Source organism: Caulobacter mirabilis (assembly GCF_002749615.1).
Taxonomy (GTDB): Bacteria; Pseudomonadota; Alphaproteobacteria; order Caulobacterales; family Caulobacteraceae; genus Caulobacter; species Caulobacter mirabilis.
Map to the genome: position 1 here is coordinate 4,184,632 of NZ_CP024201.1, position 13,002 is coordinate 4,197,633.

A 13,002-nucleotide genomic window follows, 5' to 3' on the forward strand; every position below is an offset into this window, starting at 1 on the left:
GCCCCGGAGCCGCCCTTGTGCAGTGCATATAGCATGTCGGGCGCCCGAAGGGGAGCGGCGCCCTAGCCGATCGGGCGCCGCGCCGCGCAACCCCTCCGTCTCAGGTGCGAGGCCTTGCCCCAGATCATCGTTTCGTGGAGCACCTCGACGCGGTCTCCGACCCGGCACCGGTGGGCATCGGGCGCGCGGACGTTGACCGTCCGGCCGCTGTCCGTGCGGATCACCACCCGGCCGCGCGAGCCGGTATCGGTTTCCAACAGGCCGAAGTCCTGGATGATTCCGGCCTCCGTCGTGTCGGGCCCCGCCGGAACGAGGATCGCCAGCACCAGCGCGCCGGCGGCCAGACTCGCGGCGGCCAGCACCAACCCGTCCTTCCAGCCCCCGTAGAGCGCGAACCAGAGGCGGATACGTTGAGGACGCGACAATTCCCCCATGGGCGGACGCCTATCACTCGAGCCGGGACAGCCGCAATCGCGGGGAGGGTTCACGCCCCCGCTAGGCGCCCGCGCGTGAACCCGGCTAAGACGGTTTCGTGCACAACCGAGACCCGCGCTATCCCATGATCGACCGTCCCCGCCGCAGCGCCCTGTACATGCCCGCCTCGAACGCCAAGGCGATCGAGAAGGCCCGCTCGCTCGCCTGCGACGTGGTGATCCTCGACCTGGAGGACGCCGTCGCGCCGGAGGCTAAGGAGACGGCGCGCGAACAGGCGGTCCAGGCGATCGCCGACGGCGGCTTCGGTCGGCGCGAGCTGGTCATCCGCATCAACGGCCTGGACACCCCCTGGGGCGAGGCCGACCTGCGCGCCGCCGCCGCGGCGCGGCCCGACGCCGTGCTGGTTCCCAAGGTGAACGGCCCCGCCGACGTCGCCGCCTGCAGCGCCGCGCTGGAGGGCGACACCGCCCTGTGGGCGATGATCGAGACCGGCCGCGCCGTCTTCGCCGTCGAGCCGATCGCCGCGGCGTCGGCCACATCCCGGCTGACCACCTTCGTGATGGGCGTCAACGACCTGGCCAAGGAGACCCGCGCCCACATCCTGCCGCGCCGCGAGGCCTTCCACGCCGCCCTGTCGCTGTCGGTGACGGCGGCGCGGATCCACGGCCTGACCATCCTGGACGGGGTGTTCAACGACATCGAGGATCTGAACGGCCTGGAAGACGCCTGTCGCCAGGGCGTCGAGTTCGGCTTCGACGGCAAGACCCTGATCCACCCCAAGCAGATCGGCGTCTGCAATGTGCTGTTCTCGCCCTCGCCGGCCGAGGTCGACTGGGCGCGGGCGGTGATCGCCGCCTTCGCCCTGCCGGAGAACCAGGGCAAGGGCGCCATCCGGGTCGACGGCAAGATGACCGAGCTGCTGCACCTCGCCCAGGCCCAGCGCCTAGTCGCCGTGGCCGACGCGATCCACGCGGCGGAGGCGGCTTGAAGCCCGGCCTTCTCCCTCTCCTCGCCGGCCTGAGCCTCGCCGTCTCCGCGGCGGCTGGCGCGCAGGAGCCTGCGCCGCCCCCACCCGCCGAAGCCCCGCTGACGGACGACCCGATCGCCGCGCTGATCGGCGCCCTCCCGCCGGACCAGACGACGGACATGGACGCCGAGGAGGCCGCGCCCGAGCCGGCGGCCGCGCCCCTAGCGACCGCGCCGGCGACGCCGCCCCAACCGATCCCGGCGACCATGCTCGCGCCGCCGCCCAGGCAGGACGCGCCGCTGGCCATCCCCTCGCTCAGCCGCCTGCCCAAGCTCGACCGGCCGGTGATGATCGGCGAGAGCGACCGCCGCCCCGACGCGCCGCCGACCGCGGTCGACCTAGCCTACGAGAACCGCATCCGCGCCTCCGTTCAGGCCGCGCAGGGACTTCAGGGACCGCTCGACGGAAACTGGACCGTCCGCGATTCGCACGGAACCGGGCTCTACGCCCTGCAGCTCGTCGACAAGGGCTACGGCTACATGCTGGAGGGCGCCTGGCGGTCGCTGGCCGGCGGACGGGTCGGGCTGATCGACAACATCGACCGCCAGCCGACCAGCATGACCCTCCGCATCACCCGCACGCCGGGCAAGGCGCCCGCGGTCCTGACCCTGACTCCGCGCGGCGCCGCCGACTGGGCCGGCGAGCTGACCGACGAGGCCGGAACACGGCCGGTGGTGATGCGCCGGAACTAGGGCGTGGCCGTCGGCGTCTCCAGCGTCACGGCGACGCCGCGCGCGTTGTAGTCGATCTTCACGACCGAGAGCCTGTTGAGCCGCTGCATTTCTCGCCCAAGGCCGATGAGCCTGTTCAGCCTGACGGACCAGGCGTTGAGCCGGCCGGCGATGCTCAAGGCCTCTTCCCGATCGCGACGCGCCTGGTCGCGGACCTGACCGCTGCTGGAGCCGATGAATTCATCGATCACCGGCGTCCGCCCCAGATCCGCCGGCAGCGGCGCCGGCAGGTCGCCCAAGGGCAGCTCCGTGAGATGGAAGCTGATCGGGCTCAGAAACTCGTCGAGGCCGCGCGAGGTGTAGTTCGCCGCCCGCGTGCCGCCGCTGAGGAAATTGGTGGCCATCGCGAACGGCGCCGACAGCACCAGATTGAAGCCCTCGGCGGGCGTCACCCTCAGGGAACGGTCGATCTTCGTGACCAGATCGTCGAAGGTGACGACATCTCGCCGGAGGGACACCGCCAGGTAGCTCTGACGATCCGCCAGCGCCGGCGCGGCCAGCAGCTGGCCCGTCGCCGCGGTCAACTCGCCACAGCGGACCGTCAGCCTGGACAGCTGATCGGAGAAGGCCGCCGCCCGGCCCTCCCGCTTGGCCGCGTCGGACGTCGTCCGAACCCGCAGATCGTGCAGGGCGCCGGCCGGACCGCAGATCTCGCCGACGTCGTCATGAAGCTCCCAGACCTCGTCGGCGGCCACTTCCTGGGCCAGTCCGAGCAGTTGGTAGCGCCAGGCGATGTGCGAGAGCGCCGAAGCCGAGAAACCGTACAGGCGCCCGCGGGCGCCCGCGCCGGAAAGGTCCTCCGCCAGGGCGTTGATCGTTCCCATGGCGAACCAGGAGACCGCCGGGAAGTTGGCGTTGTTCACGAAGCTTTCCAGCACGGCGCCTGTCGTGCCGATGGTGCTCGACAGTGCGAAGGCATCGCTCGCCTCCTGCTGAAGGCCCGCTCGACGGCGATAAGCCCGACCGGCGGCCAGCGTCTCCAGCAAGGAACAGTTGAGAACCTCCCGCCAGTAGCCCGTCGCGTCCTGTTTGAGGCAGCCGTCCAGCGTGCGCGCGAGCGGCTGCCTGTCCTTCTGCCGATCCAGCAGACCGCCGGCGCCGACCGCGACATTCTCGGCCGCCGCCATGTCCTGGTGCGTCGCGACCTCGACGGCGCGTCGGGCGAAGCCAGCCTGCCTCGAAGCCTCCTGCGCCTGGGTCCGCGCCTCGTTGGCCTGCTGGCCAGCGAACTGAGCGGCCCCGTCCGCGCGTTGGGCGGCGCCCCGGGCCGCCTCGGCGGCGGCGTTCGCATCGCTGATCGCCGCCTTCACTTCGTTGATGACCAAGGGCGATAGCGGCTGAGGCTGCGGCTGAGGCGCCGGCGCTGACTGAGCGGCGCAGGCCCCCGCGCCGAGCCATACGCAGGCCGCCGCGCTCGCCAGCGCCAGCCCCGAAGCTGTCTTGATCTTGATCATGTCGCCCCCCGGCCCGATCGGAGAACGACGTTATTAACAACTTAAGGGAACATCAACAAATCACCGCACCCCCAGCGTGCGGCGCACCGCCTCGATCGCGGTCGCGAGGATCGCCTCTCCATAGGGTTCAGCCGTTCCGACGCCCCAGACCGGACCGGCCCAGGCGGGGTCCCCCGCGCGCCGGCCGACGACATGGAGGTGCAGCTGCGGCGTGACGTTGCCGAGGGCGCCCAGGTTCAGCTTCTCCACCGAAAAGCCGATCGCCTCGCCGACGCCGCGGACGGCGCGCCCCGCCAGCACCGACTCCTCGATCAGCGCCGCGCGATCGGCCGGCGACAGATCCTCGATCTCGCGCAGGCCGGCCCGGCGCGGGATCAGGATCAGCCAGGGCCAGCGGACATCATTCTGCAGGCGGATATGGCACAGCCCCGTGTCGCCGACGAAAACCGAACCGCCCTCGAAGGCGGGGTCGACGGTGAAATCACTCATCGGCTCAGCCCTTCTTCTTCGGGACGGCGGCCCAGTAGTCGAAGTCCAGGATCAGCTCGGGCGGATAGGCGCCGGCGTCGTCCTTGTCCGGGAAATCCGTGCAAGGACGGTCCTTGGCCGCGACCAGCCGCAGGCGCAGCGCGCCAACGCCGGGCCCGAGGTCCGCCTTGTCCAGCACCTCGCTCCAGGCGAACACCGTGCCGCCGGCGAAATAGGGGTTCACATGCCGCCCGCCGTTGATCGCCAGGATCTGGCCGGCGTTCTGCAATCCGTTGAAGCTCAGCGCCTTGGCCGTGGAGATCACCACCCCGCCGTAGACCAGGCGTCGACCCGAGGGGTCCTTGGCCCGTTCATGCTGGTTGAAATGGACCTTGGCGGTGTTCTGGTAGAGGCGGGTGGCCATCTGATGCTCGGCCTCCTCGATCGCCATGCCGTCGACATGGTCGATCTTCTCGCCGACAGCGTAGTCCTCAAAGGCGTGCGGGGCGCCGGCCAGGGCGAAGTCGTAGCGAGAGAAGTCCAGGCCTTGCGGCAGGACAAGATCGCTCGCCGCGACCGCGCCGGCCAGCGTCGGCGTCGCCTGCTCGGCGATCTCCGCGGCTTCGTCGCGCTTGCGGACCATGACCCAGCGGACGTAGCGCAGCACCGGTTCGCCGGTCTGGTTCACCCCGGTGGTGCGAACATAGACCACGCCGGTCTTGCGGTTGGAGTTCTCCTTCAGCCCGATCACCTCCGACGTCGCCGTCAGGGTGTCGCCCGGATAGATCGCCTTCAGGAACAGGCCCTCGGCGTAACCCAGGTTGGCCACGGCGTTCAGGCTGATGTCCGGCACGGTCTTGCCGAAGACCATGTGGAAGGCCAGCAGCGGATCCGCCAGCGAACCCGGCAGGCCGCAGGCGCGTGCGAACTCGTCCGACGAGGTCAGGGCGAAGCGGGGGCCGTAGAGGGCGTTGTACAGCGCCACGTCCCCAACGGTCACCGTCCGCGGCGTAGCGTGTCTCAGCACCTGCCCGAGCCGGAAGTCCTCGAAGTAGTTGCCGGGGTCGGTCTTGGACATGGCTCGCTCCGCTACACCGTGGCGCGTGGTTCGAGACGCGCCCTGCCGGACGCTCCTCACCGTGACGAACGCTGAGCTCGTCATCCCGAGGAGCGAGCCTCAAGCGAGCGTCTCGAAGGACGCACCTCTCCATTGCCGCGTTCTTCGCATTTGCGAAAGAGACTTGAGGCGCGCCCGCGCCGGGTCTAGACCGCCCGCGACCTCGTTTTCACAAACTGACGGAGACGCCCAAAGATGGCTCGCGCGAAGATCGCCCTCATCGGCGCCGGCATGATCGGCGGCACCCTCGCCCACATCGCCGCGCGCGAAGAACTGGGCGACGTGATCCTGTTCGACATCGCCGAAGGCACCCCGCAGGGCAAGGCGCTCGATATCGCCGAAGCCTCGGCCGTGTTCGGCAAGGACGTGGCCCTGAAGGGCGCCAACGACTACGCCGACATCGCCGGCGCCGACGTCTGCATCGTGACCGCCGGCGTGCCGCGCAAGCCGGGCATGAGTCGCGACGACCTGCTGGGCATCAACCTGAAGGTCATGAAGGCCGTCGGCGAGGGCATCAAGGCCCATGCCCCGAACGCCTTCGTCATCTGCATCACCAACCCGCTCGACGCCATGGTCTGGGCTCTGCGCGAGTTCTCGGGCCTGCCGCACGAGAAGGTCGTCGGCATGGCCGGCGTGCTCGACTCGGCGCGTTTCGCCTACTTCCTGGCCGAGAAGACCGGCGTGTCGGTGGAAGACATTCACGCCTGGACCCTGGGCGGCCACGGCGACGACATGGTGCCGATGGTGCGCCACTCGACGGTCGGCGGCCTGCCGCTGCCGGAACTGGTCAAGCAGGGCTGGATGTCCCAGGCCGAGCTGGACGCCATCGTCGAGCGCACCCGCAAGGGCGGCGGCGAAATCGTGGCTCTGCTGAAGACCGGCAGCGCCTACTACGCCCCGGCCGAGTCGGCGATCGCCATGGCGACCAGCTTCCTGAAGGACAAGAAGCGCGTCCTGCCCTGCGCCGCCTACCTGAACGGCCAGTACGGCCTGAACGACCTGTATGTCGGCGTGCCGGTGCTGATCGGCGCGAACGGCGTCGAGAAGATCATCGAGTTCGAGACCAACGACGACGAGAAGGCGATGTTCGCCAAGTCCGTCGCCTCGGTCCAGGGCCTGATCGAAGCCTGCAAGGGCATCGAGCCGTCGCTGGCTTAACCGCCAAGACAGCCTGAAACGCGAAGGGGCGGTCGCTGCGAAGCGGCCGCCCTTTTTCATGGCTGGCCGCTGCGTGGTTCGAGCCCCTGCGTCGTTCGACGCGCACTGATGATCCGCCGCCTGTCGAATCCCCTCCCCGTCGCACGTCTCTTGCCAGCGGCCCGGTTTCGGGGCCGCATCGGACAAACGGGAGATCGTCATGCGCCTGATCGGTTTCGCTTTCGCTGCGCTGCTGCTCGTCTCAGCCGCGCCCGCCCTCGCTGCACAGCCCGCCGCCGCGCCGGTCGCCAAACCGGTCCCTCTGGAGACCGTCCGCTGGCTGGCCGGACGGTGGGAGGGCGAGGGCATGGGCGGCCATACCGTCGAGGGCTGGGCCGACCCGCACCTTGGCCAGATGGCCGGCTATTTCACCCTGTACAAGGACGGCAAGCCGGTCTTCCACGAGATGATGCTGCTGGAGGAGCACGACGGCGGATTGAGGCTGCGGATCAAGCACTTCAACCCCGACTTCACCGGCTGGGAGGAGAAAGACAGGTCGACCGATTTCAAGTTCGTCTCCGCCTCCGCGGACGAACTGGCCTTCACCGCCATCACTTTCAGGCGTGACGGACCCGACCGCATCGTGATCAACCTGCGTCTGCGCGACGACAAGGGCGTCGTGCGCAACGAAGTGTTCCAGTACAGACGGATACGATGATCGCTCCCGGACCCACGCTCGAGACCGCCCGCCTGATCCTGCGCCCGACCGCCGAGGAGGACCTCGACGGCTGGGCGTCGATGATGGCCGACCCCGAAGCCAGCAAGTTCATCGGCGGCGTCCAGGAACGCCCGGCCGCCTGGCGCGGCATGGCCTCGATGGCCGGCAGCTGGGCGATCAAGGGCTTCGGCATGTTCTCGCTGATCGAGAAGTCGACGGGCCTGTGGGTGGGGCGGATCGGGCCGTGGATGCCGGAAGGCTGGCCCGGCACCGAGGTCGGCTGGGGCCTGCACCCCAGCGCCCAGGGCAAGGGCTATGCGGTCGAGGCCGGCGTCGCGGCCATCGACTGGGCCTTCGACGCCCTGGGCTGGACCAACGTCATCCACTGCATCGACCCGGACAACACGCCGTCGCAGCGGGTGGCCGAGCGGCTGGGCTCCTACAACCAGGGCCCGGGCCGGATGCCGCCGCCCTACCAGGACCTGCCGATCGATATCTGGGGCCAGACCCGCGAGGAGTGGCGCGCGCAGCGGAGGTAGCGCCGGCTAGGCGCGCCAGGAGGCGGCGACATACTCCGTCAGCCCCTCGGCCAGGTGGTCGAACATCAGGCGCATGCGGCGCTGGGCCTTCAGGTCCTCGTGCAGGACCAGCCAGACCGGCAGGTCGAACTCGACCACGCCCGGCATCACCGGCACCAGGCCGTCGCGCCGCGCCAGGCCGTACTGGCAGGCGCCGATCCCGAAGCCCGCGCAGATGGCGGCGTACTGGCCGATGTCGCTGTCCGTCCGATACGAGAACAGGTCCCGGGACAGCGGCACGCCCGTGTCCAAGACCGCCCGGATGCCGGGGGTCTCGTTGTCGTAGCCGATGATCGCGTGCTTCCGCAGCGCCTCCACGCTGTCGGGCATGCCCCGACGCGCGAGGTAGTCGGGATGGGCGTGCAGGCCGAGCGCGACGTCGCCGAGGTAGCGGGCGACCAGGGCCGACTGGGCCGGCCGCACCATTCGCACGGCGATGTCGGCGGCGCGCCGCAACAGGTCCTCGGTGCGGTTGGACATCACCAGCTCGACCGCGACCTCGGGATGGGTTTGGTTGAAGCGCGTCAGGAGCGGCGGCAGGACATGGGCGCTGACCATCTCGCTGGCGGTCAGGCGAACGACGCCCCGGGCCTCGTCCCGCCCGCCCGAGGCGGCCCGGACCAGCGCCAGGGCTGAGGCGGCCATCGCCTCGGCGTGAGGCCGCAGCTCTTCGGCGGTTTCGGTCGGCAGCAGGCCGCGCGGCGAGCGGACGAACAGGGCGACCCCGCCCAGCGCCGCCTCCAGCTCGGCGATGTGCCGGCCGATGGTCGGCTGGGTCTGGCCCAGGACCCGGGCCGCGCCGGACAGACTCCCCTCGACCAGCACGGCCAGGAAGGAGCGCATCAGTTCCCAGTCGGGCGCGTCCGATCTCATGCATTTCTGAATATCAAAGATACGACTTAGCGCAATTTTCTATATCCGTCGCAGGCCGCATCTTGCCATCATCAGAGACGAGGAGGTCGGCCATGTCGACGCAGACGAACAACACGGGGAACAAGACGGCCCTGGTCCTGGGTGCGACCGGCGGCGTGGGCGGGGAAATGACGCGGGCGCTGATCCGCCACGGCTGGCGCGTCCGCGCCCTGGCCCGCCGCCCCGAGGCCGCGCCGGCCATGACCGGGGTCGAGTGGGTGAAGGGCGACGCCATGGACCGCGCTTCGGTCGTCGCGGCGGCCCAGGGCGCATCAACGATCGTGCATGCGGTGAACCCGCCCGGCTATCGCAACTGGGCGGGCCTGGTCCTGCCGATGATCGACAACACCATCGATGCGGCGGCCGCGGCGGGCGGGGCCCGGATCGTGCTGCCGGGAACGATCTACAACTACGGCCCGGACGCCTTGCCGCTGCTGAAGGAGACCTCGCCGCAGACCCCGGTCACCCGAAAGGGCCGGATCCGGGTCGAGCTGGAACGGCGGCTGGAAGCCGCCGCCGAGATCGGCGTCCCGAGCCTTGTCCTGCGCTGCGGCGACTTCTTCGGCCCTCGGCCCGGCAACAACTGGTTCAGCCAAGGCCTCGTCTCCGCCGGCAAGCCGGTCGCCGCAGTCACCTATCCGGGCCCGCTGGAGATCGGCCATGCCTGGGCCTACCTGCCCGACGTCGGGGAGACCGCCGCCCGGCTGCTGGCCTTCGGCGACGACCTGGCCCCCTTCGCGACCTTCCATATGGAGGGGCATTGGCTGGAGCACGGCGGCCAGATGGTCGAGGCGATCGCCCGCGCCGTCGGCCGGCCGGACCTGCCCGTGAAGACCCTGCCATGGACGGCGCTGCGGCTCGCCGCGCCGTTCAACGAGACCCTGCGGGAGATGCTGGAGATGCGCTACCTCTGGCAGGCGCCGATCCGGCTCGACAACCGCCGCCTGGTCGCCCTGCTCGGCGCCGAGCCGCGCACCCCGCTCAACGTTGCGGTGAAGGCCTCGCTACAGGGCGCCGGCTGCCTGCCGCCGATTCAGAACCAGCCGGCTTCGCGCAGAGCCTTCGCATAGGCCCGACTGACGGGGACCTGCGCCCCGTCGGTCAGGGTCAGGGTCGCGCGGCCGTCGCCCCGCTTGGCGTCGGCCACCGCCCCCTTGGCGACCCACCACGAGCGGTGGACCTGGGCGCCTTCGAGCCCCTCCAGCTCGGCCACCGCGTCCGACAGCCGCATCAGGATCAGATCCTGCCCCTTGCTGGTGTGAAGCCGCAGATAGTGGTCCTCGGCCTCGACGGCGTAGAGCTCGGCGCTCCGCAGTTTCAGCGGCAGGCGATCGAGGAAACGCGGCGGGGCGGCGCCGGCCGGAGCCGCGTGGGTCGCCGCCGGCTCGCGCTCGGCCAGGTAGTTCAGCGCGGTCATCACCGCCGTGACGATGAAGGTCGGCCCGAGGAAGTAGGGCAGGTGCGCGATCTCCATCGGACCAGCGTGAAAAAGACCTCTGGTGACGAACCAGATGATCAGCGTCAGCGGGATGGTCAGGCCCGTGGCGATGACGACGCCCTGCAGCACGGGTCGGTCGTCGAACAGACCGCCGCGATCGACGAGCTCGGAGACCACGACCCCGCCCGCGCCGCCGATCAGCATGATCACGATCCAGTAGCCGAGCCGCCATGAGAACGGCGCAGGACCGGTGCCGAACGCGCCGACCACAGCCATGAAGACGCCGGCCGCCACCGCGATCGCCAGGCCGCGCCAATGGCGACGCGCCAGGCTCGTGGTCATCCACGAAGCGCGAACGGCGCCGCCCGTCGTTTCGCGAATGGCGGTCGGTTTGTCACGCATCGGCGGCTGCACGGTCTCGCGGCTCCCCATAAGCCCTCGGTCATCGACAACCCGCCAGCAAGGCCGCTCCCGATGATCTCCCGCCCGATGAAGACCGCCGCCCTGTTCCTGTCAATCGCGACGGTCCAGGTCGCCGCCTACGCCGCCCTGCCGCTCAGCGCCGCCCAGGCCCAGGAGGCGCCCGTCGCCGCCCTGACCCTCGCCTTCAAGGGGATCACCCAGCCGACCGGCGCGATCCGCGGCCAGCTGTTCGCCGACCAGGCCGGCTACGAAGGCAAGGGCAAGGCGGTCTCCACCTTCGCCGTGCCGGTCACCGGCGACAGCGCCTCCCTGATCGTGCCCGGCCTCGCGCCCGGCCGCTATGCCGTGAAGGCGTTCCACGACGTCGACGGCGACGGGAAGATGGCGACCAACCCCTTCGGCATCCCGACCGAGCCCTTCGCCTTCTCGAACGACGCCCGGGGCGCCTTCGGACCGGCCGACTGGGCCGATGCGGCCTTCGAGGTCGGCCCCGGCGAAACCGCCCACGCCATCACCATCGACTGATCGCAGCGCCCGCCCCACGCCTGTCCGGAGCCCGCCATGAACCGCCGCAACTTCCTCGCCGCCACGACCGCCGCCCTCGCCGGCGTCGCCGCCAATCCCGACGTCCTGCATGCGGCCGCCATGGGCGGCGGCGACTGGACCCTGATGGTCCGCGATATCGAGGCCGGCCTGCCGCGCCAGGCGCTGCGCAAGCTGCACGGCCGGGCGCCGGCCGATCTGACCGGCGTCCTGTACCGCAACGGCCCGGCCAAGTTCCGCCGTCCGGGCGGCTCGGCCGGCCACTGGTTCGACGGCGACGGCCTGGTGCGCGCCTTCCGCATCGGCGACGGCCAGGCCAGCCTCGCGGCCCGGTTCGTCGATACGCCCAAGCGCCGCGTCGACGCCAAGGCCGACGCCGTGGTCACGCCCGGCTTCGGCACCTCCACCGGCAAGGGCGCGGTGGTCGGCAACAGCGACGACGTCAGCGCCGCCAACACCTCGGTGCTGATGGCGGGCGACGAGCTCTGGGCCTTGTGGGAAGCCGGCTCGCCCTTCGCCATGGATCCCGACACCCTGGCCACCCGCGGCCCGAAGGCGCTGCGCCCCGACCTGGCCCACATGCCCTTCCTGGCCCATCCGCGCGTCGAGCCGAACGGCCGCGTCTGGAACCTTGGCGTCTCCGGCCGCAAGGCCCTGGTCTGGCGCCTGTCGCCGGGCGGCGCGCTGGAAGCGGCCGACATGATCGACCTGGGCCGGCCCAGCTACATCCACGACTTCACCGCCACAGACCGGCATCTGGTGATCGTGCTGCAGCCCTGGGTGCAGGCGCGGTTCGTCGCCCCGGTGGTGCGCAGCTACGACTGGAAGCCGGAGCTCGGCACGCGGATCCTGGTGGTCGACAAGGACGACTTCTCCAAGCGCCGCGAGTTCGAGGCGCCGCCGCTGTTCTTCTTCCACCTGGGCGACGCCTGGAGCGATCGGGACGGGACGATCCGCTTCGACGCCGCCATCGACAAGGATCCGTCCTTCGCGATCGAGGGAGCCTCCGCGCTCGTCCAGGGGCGCAAGGTCAACGGCGCCGACAGCCAGATGGTCCTGATCAGCCTGCGCCCCGACGGCCGGGTGGACCTCGATCGTCCCGGCGTGGTCGGCGAGTTCCCCCGCACCGATCCGCGCTTCGCCGGCCTGGGTCGCGACCGCACCGTCCACCTGACCAAGGGCTCGCCCAACCATCCCGAGCTGCGCGCCGTGGCCGTCACCGACTGGCGGCGCGGCCGGACCGAGTCGTTCGACTTCGGCGCCGACCAGATCACCGAGGAGGCGGTCTTCGTCCCCCGTCCCGGCGGCTCGGGCGAGTTCGACGGCTGGCTGGTCGGCACGACCATCAACATCGCCGCCAGGCGCACCGAGCTGCACGTCCTCGACGCGCGCCGCGTCGGCGATGGCCCCCTCGTCAGCTGGGCGGTCGATCAGGCCCTGCCGATGACCTTCCACGGCGTGTTCGCGAAGGCCTGACGACCATGGCCGCCACCCCGTCCCGCATCCGCCCGGCCAGCCGCCTGGCCGGCTGGGCCCTGGTCGCCGCGGCGGCCATCGCCCTGGCCCTCTACGCCGGACCGCAGATCATCGCCCTGGCCAAGACGAGCCGTCTGCACGCCCCCGATCTCGCCCTGTTCGCGGCCCAGCCCTGGGTGATCCAGGTCCACATCCTGGCCGCCCTGGCCATGGTCGCCCTGGGCGGGATCATCCTGTCGCTGCGCAAGGGCGATCGGCTGCACCGGACCGCAGGCTGGATCTGGACGATCTTGATGATGATCACCGCCGGCAGCTCGCTCTTCATCGTCGGCATCAACGGCGACGTATGGTCGCTGATCCACCTGCTCAGCGGCTGGACCCTGGTCTCGCTGCCGGCCGCGATCTACGCCGCGCGGAAGCATCGGATCGAGATCCATCGCCGGGCGATGACGGGACTGTTCGTCGGCGGAGCATTGATCGCCGGCGGCTTCGCCTTCGTGCCTGGGCGGCTGATGTGGCGGCTGCTGTTCGGCTGAGGCCTGTTG

At 70.5% G+C, this 13,002-nt stretch carries 15 protein-coding genes; 9 read left to right on the forward strand and 6 right to left on the reverse strand.

What is annotated here, in order from left to right; translation table 11 throughout:
- Positions 1 to 62: 62 nt before the first annotated feature.
- The gene (locus CSW64_RS19895) at positions 63 to 434 is read right to left on the reverse strand and encodes a hypothetical protein (RefSeq protein ID WP_150131456.1); all 372 of its coding nucleotides are present in this window, start codon (positions 432 to 434) and stop codon (positions 63 to 65) included.
- 125 nt (positions 435 to 559) lie between these two features.
- Here CSW64_RS19895 and CSW64_RS19900 point away from each other — a divergent pair, with 125 nt between their 5' ends.
- A complete protein-coding gene (locus CSW64_RS19900; RefSeq protein ID WP_099623733.1) occupies positions 560 to 1,423 on the forward strand; it encodes an HpcH/HpaI aldolase/citrate lyase family protein in 864 nt (287 codons plus the stop codon).
- Positions 1,420 to 2,154 carry a hypothetical protein gene (locus tag CSW64_RS19905; RefSeq protein ID WP_099623734.1) on the forward strand — a complete coding sequence of 245 codons (735 nt, stop codon included), beginning with the start codon at positions 1,420 to 1,422 and terminating at the stop codon, positions 2,152 to 2,154. Before CSW64_RS19900 ends, CSW64_RS19905 begins: the two co-directional genes overlap by 4 nt.
- Here CSW64_RS19905 and CSW64_RS19910 read toward each other — a convergent pair.
- The 3 genes from CSW64_RS19910 to CSW64_RS19920 are packed head-to-tail and all read right to left on the reverse strand — an operon-like array spanning position 2,151 to position 5,277.
- The gene (locus tag CSW64_RS19910) at positions 2,151 to 3,647 is read right to left on the reverse strand and encodes a hypothetical protein (RefSeq protein ID WP_099623735.1); all 1,497 of its coding nucleotides are present in this window, start codon (positions 3,645 to 3,647) and stop codon (positions 2,151 to 2,153) included. The two genes, CSW64_RS19905 and CSW64_RS19910, sit on opposite strands and share 4 nt — an antisense overlap.
- 60 nt (positions 3,648 to 3,707) lie before the next feature.
- Positions 3,708 to 4,136, reverse strand: coding sequence for an HIT family protein (locus tag CSW64_RS19915; RefSeq protein WP_099623736.1), 429 nt, complete (start codon positions 4,134 to 4,136; stop codon positions 3,708 to 3,710).
- A gap of 4 nt (positions 4,137 to 4,140) precedes the next feature.
- Positions 4,141 to 5,277, reverse strand: a complete 1,137-nt coding sequence (locus tag CSW64_RS19920; protein ID WP_342745832.1) for a MaoC family dehydratase — start codon at positions 5,275 to 5,277, stop codon at positions 4,141 to 4,143.
- A 150-nt stretch (positions 5,278 to 5,427) separates the two neighbouring features.
- Between CSW64_RS19920 and mdh the strand changes: the two genes are divergently transcribed.
- From mdh to CSW64_RS19935, 3 genes are all read left to right on the forward strand, one after another.
- On the forward strand, positions 5,428 to 6,390 hold the full coding sequence (gene mdh, locus CSW64_RS19925) for a malate dehydrogenase (RefSeq protein WP_099623738.1): 963 nt from the start codon (positions 5,428 to 5,430) through the stop codon (positions 6,388 to 6,390).
- A 199-nt stretch (positions 6,391 to 6,589) separates the two neighbouring features.
- On the forward strand, positions 6,590 to 7,087 hold the full coding sequence (locus CSW64_RS19930; protein ID WP_099623739.1) for a DUF6265 family protein: 498 nt from the start codon (positions 6,590 to 6,592) through the stop codon (positions 7,085 to 7,087).
- A complete protein-coding gene (locus CSW64_RS19935) occupies positions 7,084 to 7,626 on the forward strand; it encodes a GNAT family N-acetyltransferase (RefSeq protein WP_099623740.1) in 543 nt (180 codons plus the stop codon). The genes CSW64_RS19930 and CSW64_RS19935 overlap by 4 nt, the downstream gene beginning before the upstream one ends.
- 6 nt (positions 7,627 to 7,632) lie before the next feature.
- Here CSW64_RS19935 and CSW64_RS19940 read toward each other — a convergent pair whose 3' ends face one another.
- A complete protein-coding gene (locus CSW64_RS19940; protein ID WP_099623741.1) occupies positions 7,633 to 8,538 on the reverse strand; it encodes a LysR family transcriptional regulator in 906 nt (301 codons plus the stop codon).
- A 92-nt stretch (positions 8,539 to 8,630) separates the two neighbouring features.
- Between CSW64_RS19940 and CSW64_RS19945 the strand changes: the two genes are divergently transcribed.
- Positions 8,631 to 9,647 carry an NAD(P)H-binding protein gene (locus CSW64_RS19945; RefSeq protein WP_099623742.1) on the forward strand — a complete coding sequence of 339 codons (1,017 nt, stop codon included), beginning with the start codon at positions 8,631 to 8,633 and terminating at the stop codon, positions 9,645 to 9,647.
- On the opposite strand, the gene CSW64_RS19950 is transcribed toward CSW64_RS19945, so the two are convergent.
- On the reverse strand, positions 9,611 to 10,417 hold the full coding sequence (locus tag CSW64_RS19950; protein ID WP_099624367.1) for a LytTR family DNA-binding domain-containing protein: 807 nt from the start codon (positions 10,415 to 10,417) through the stop codon (positions 9,611 to 9,613). The genes CSW64_RS19945 and CSW64_RS19950 overlap by 37 nt on opposite strands.
- A gap of 87 nt (positions 10,418 to 10,504) precedes the next feature.
- On the opposite strand from CSW64_RS19950, the gene CSW64_RS19955 reads away from it, so the two are divergent.
- The 3 genes from CSW64_RS19955 to CSW64_RS19965 are packed head-to-tail and all read left to right on the forward strand — an operon-like array spanning position 10,505 to position 12,993.
- Positions 10,505 to 10,963: a DUF2141 domain-containing protein gene (locus tag CSW64_RS19955; protein ID WP_099624368.1), complete on the forward strand. Its 459-nt coding sequence runs from the start codon at positions 10,505 to 10,507 to the stop codon at positions 10,961 to 10,963.
- Between the two features lie 36 nt (positions 10,964 to 10,999).
- Entirely contained in the window at positions 11,000 to 12,457 is a 1,458-nt protein-coding gene (locus CSW64_RS19960) for a carotenoid oxygenase family protein (RefSeq protein WP_099623743.1), read from the forward strand.
- Positions 12,458 to 12,462: 5 nt separating this feature from the next.
- Positions 12,463 to 12,993: a DUF2306 domain-containing protein gene (locus CSW64_RS19965; protein ID WP_099623744.1), complete on the forward strand. Its 531-nt coding sequence runs from the start codon at positions 12,463 to 12,465 to the stop codon at positions 12,991 to 12,993.
- Positions 12,994 to 13,002: the final 9 nt, after the last annotated feature.

Coding starts and splice junctions, on each gene's coding strand:
- CSW64_RS19895 (WP_150131456.1), bottom strand. CDS start 434: ATGGGGGAATTGTCGCGTCCTCAACGTATCCGCCTCTGGTTCGCGCTC.
- CSW64_RS19900 (WP_099623733.1), top strand. CDS start 560: ATGATCGACCGTCCCCGCCGCAGCGCCCTGTACATGCCCGCCTCGAAC.
- CSW64_RS19910 (WP_099623735.1), bottom strand. CDS start 3,647: ATGATCAAGATCAAGACAGCTTCGGGGCTGGCGCTGGCGAGCGCGGCG.
- CSW64_RS19915 (WP_099623736.1), bottom strand. CDS start 4,136: ATGAGTGATTTCACCGTCGACCCCGCCTTCGAGGGCGGTTCGGTTTTC.
- CSW64_RS19920 (WP_342745832.1), bottom strand. CDS start 5,277: ATGACGAGCTCAGCGTTCGTCACGGTGAGGAGCGTCCGGCAGGGCGCG.
- mdh (WP_099623738.1), top strand. CDS start 5,428: ATGGCTCGCGCGAAGATCGCCCTCATCGGCGCCGGCATGATCGGCGGC.
- CSW64_RS19930 (WP_099623739.1), top strand. CDS start 6,590: ATGCGCCTGATCGGTTTCGCTTTCGCTGCGCTGCTGCTCGTCTCAGCC.
- CSW64_RS19935 (WP_099623740.1), top strand. CDS start 7,084: ATGATCGCTCCCGGACCCACGCTCGAGACCGCCCGCCTGATCCTGCGC.
- CSW64_RS19940 (WP_099623741.1), bottom strand. CDS start 8,538: ATGAGATCGGACGCGCCCGACTGGGAACTGATGCGCTCCTTCCTGGCC.
- CSW64_RS19945 (WP_099623742.1), top strand. CDS start 8,631: ATGTCGACGCAGACGAACAACACGGGGAACAAGACGGCCCTGGTCCTG.
- CSW64_RS19950 (WP_099624367.1), bottom strand. CDS start 10,417: ATGCGTGACAAACCGACCGCCATTCGCGAAACGACGGGCGGCGCCGTT.
- CSW64_RS19955 (WP_099624368.1), top strand. CDS start 10,505: ATGAAGACCGCCGCCCTGTTCCTGTCAATCGCGACGGTCCAGGTCGCC.
- CSW64_RS19960 (WP_099623743.1), top strand. CDS start 11,000: ATGAACCGCCGCAACTTCCTCGCCGCCACGACCGCCGCCCTCGCCGGC.
- CSW64_RS19965 (WP_099623744.1), top strand. CDS start 12,463: ATGGCCGCCACCCCGTCCCGCATCCGCCCGGCCAGCCGCCTGGCCGGC.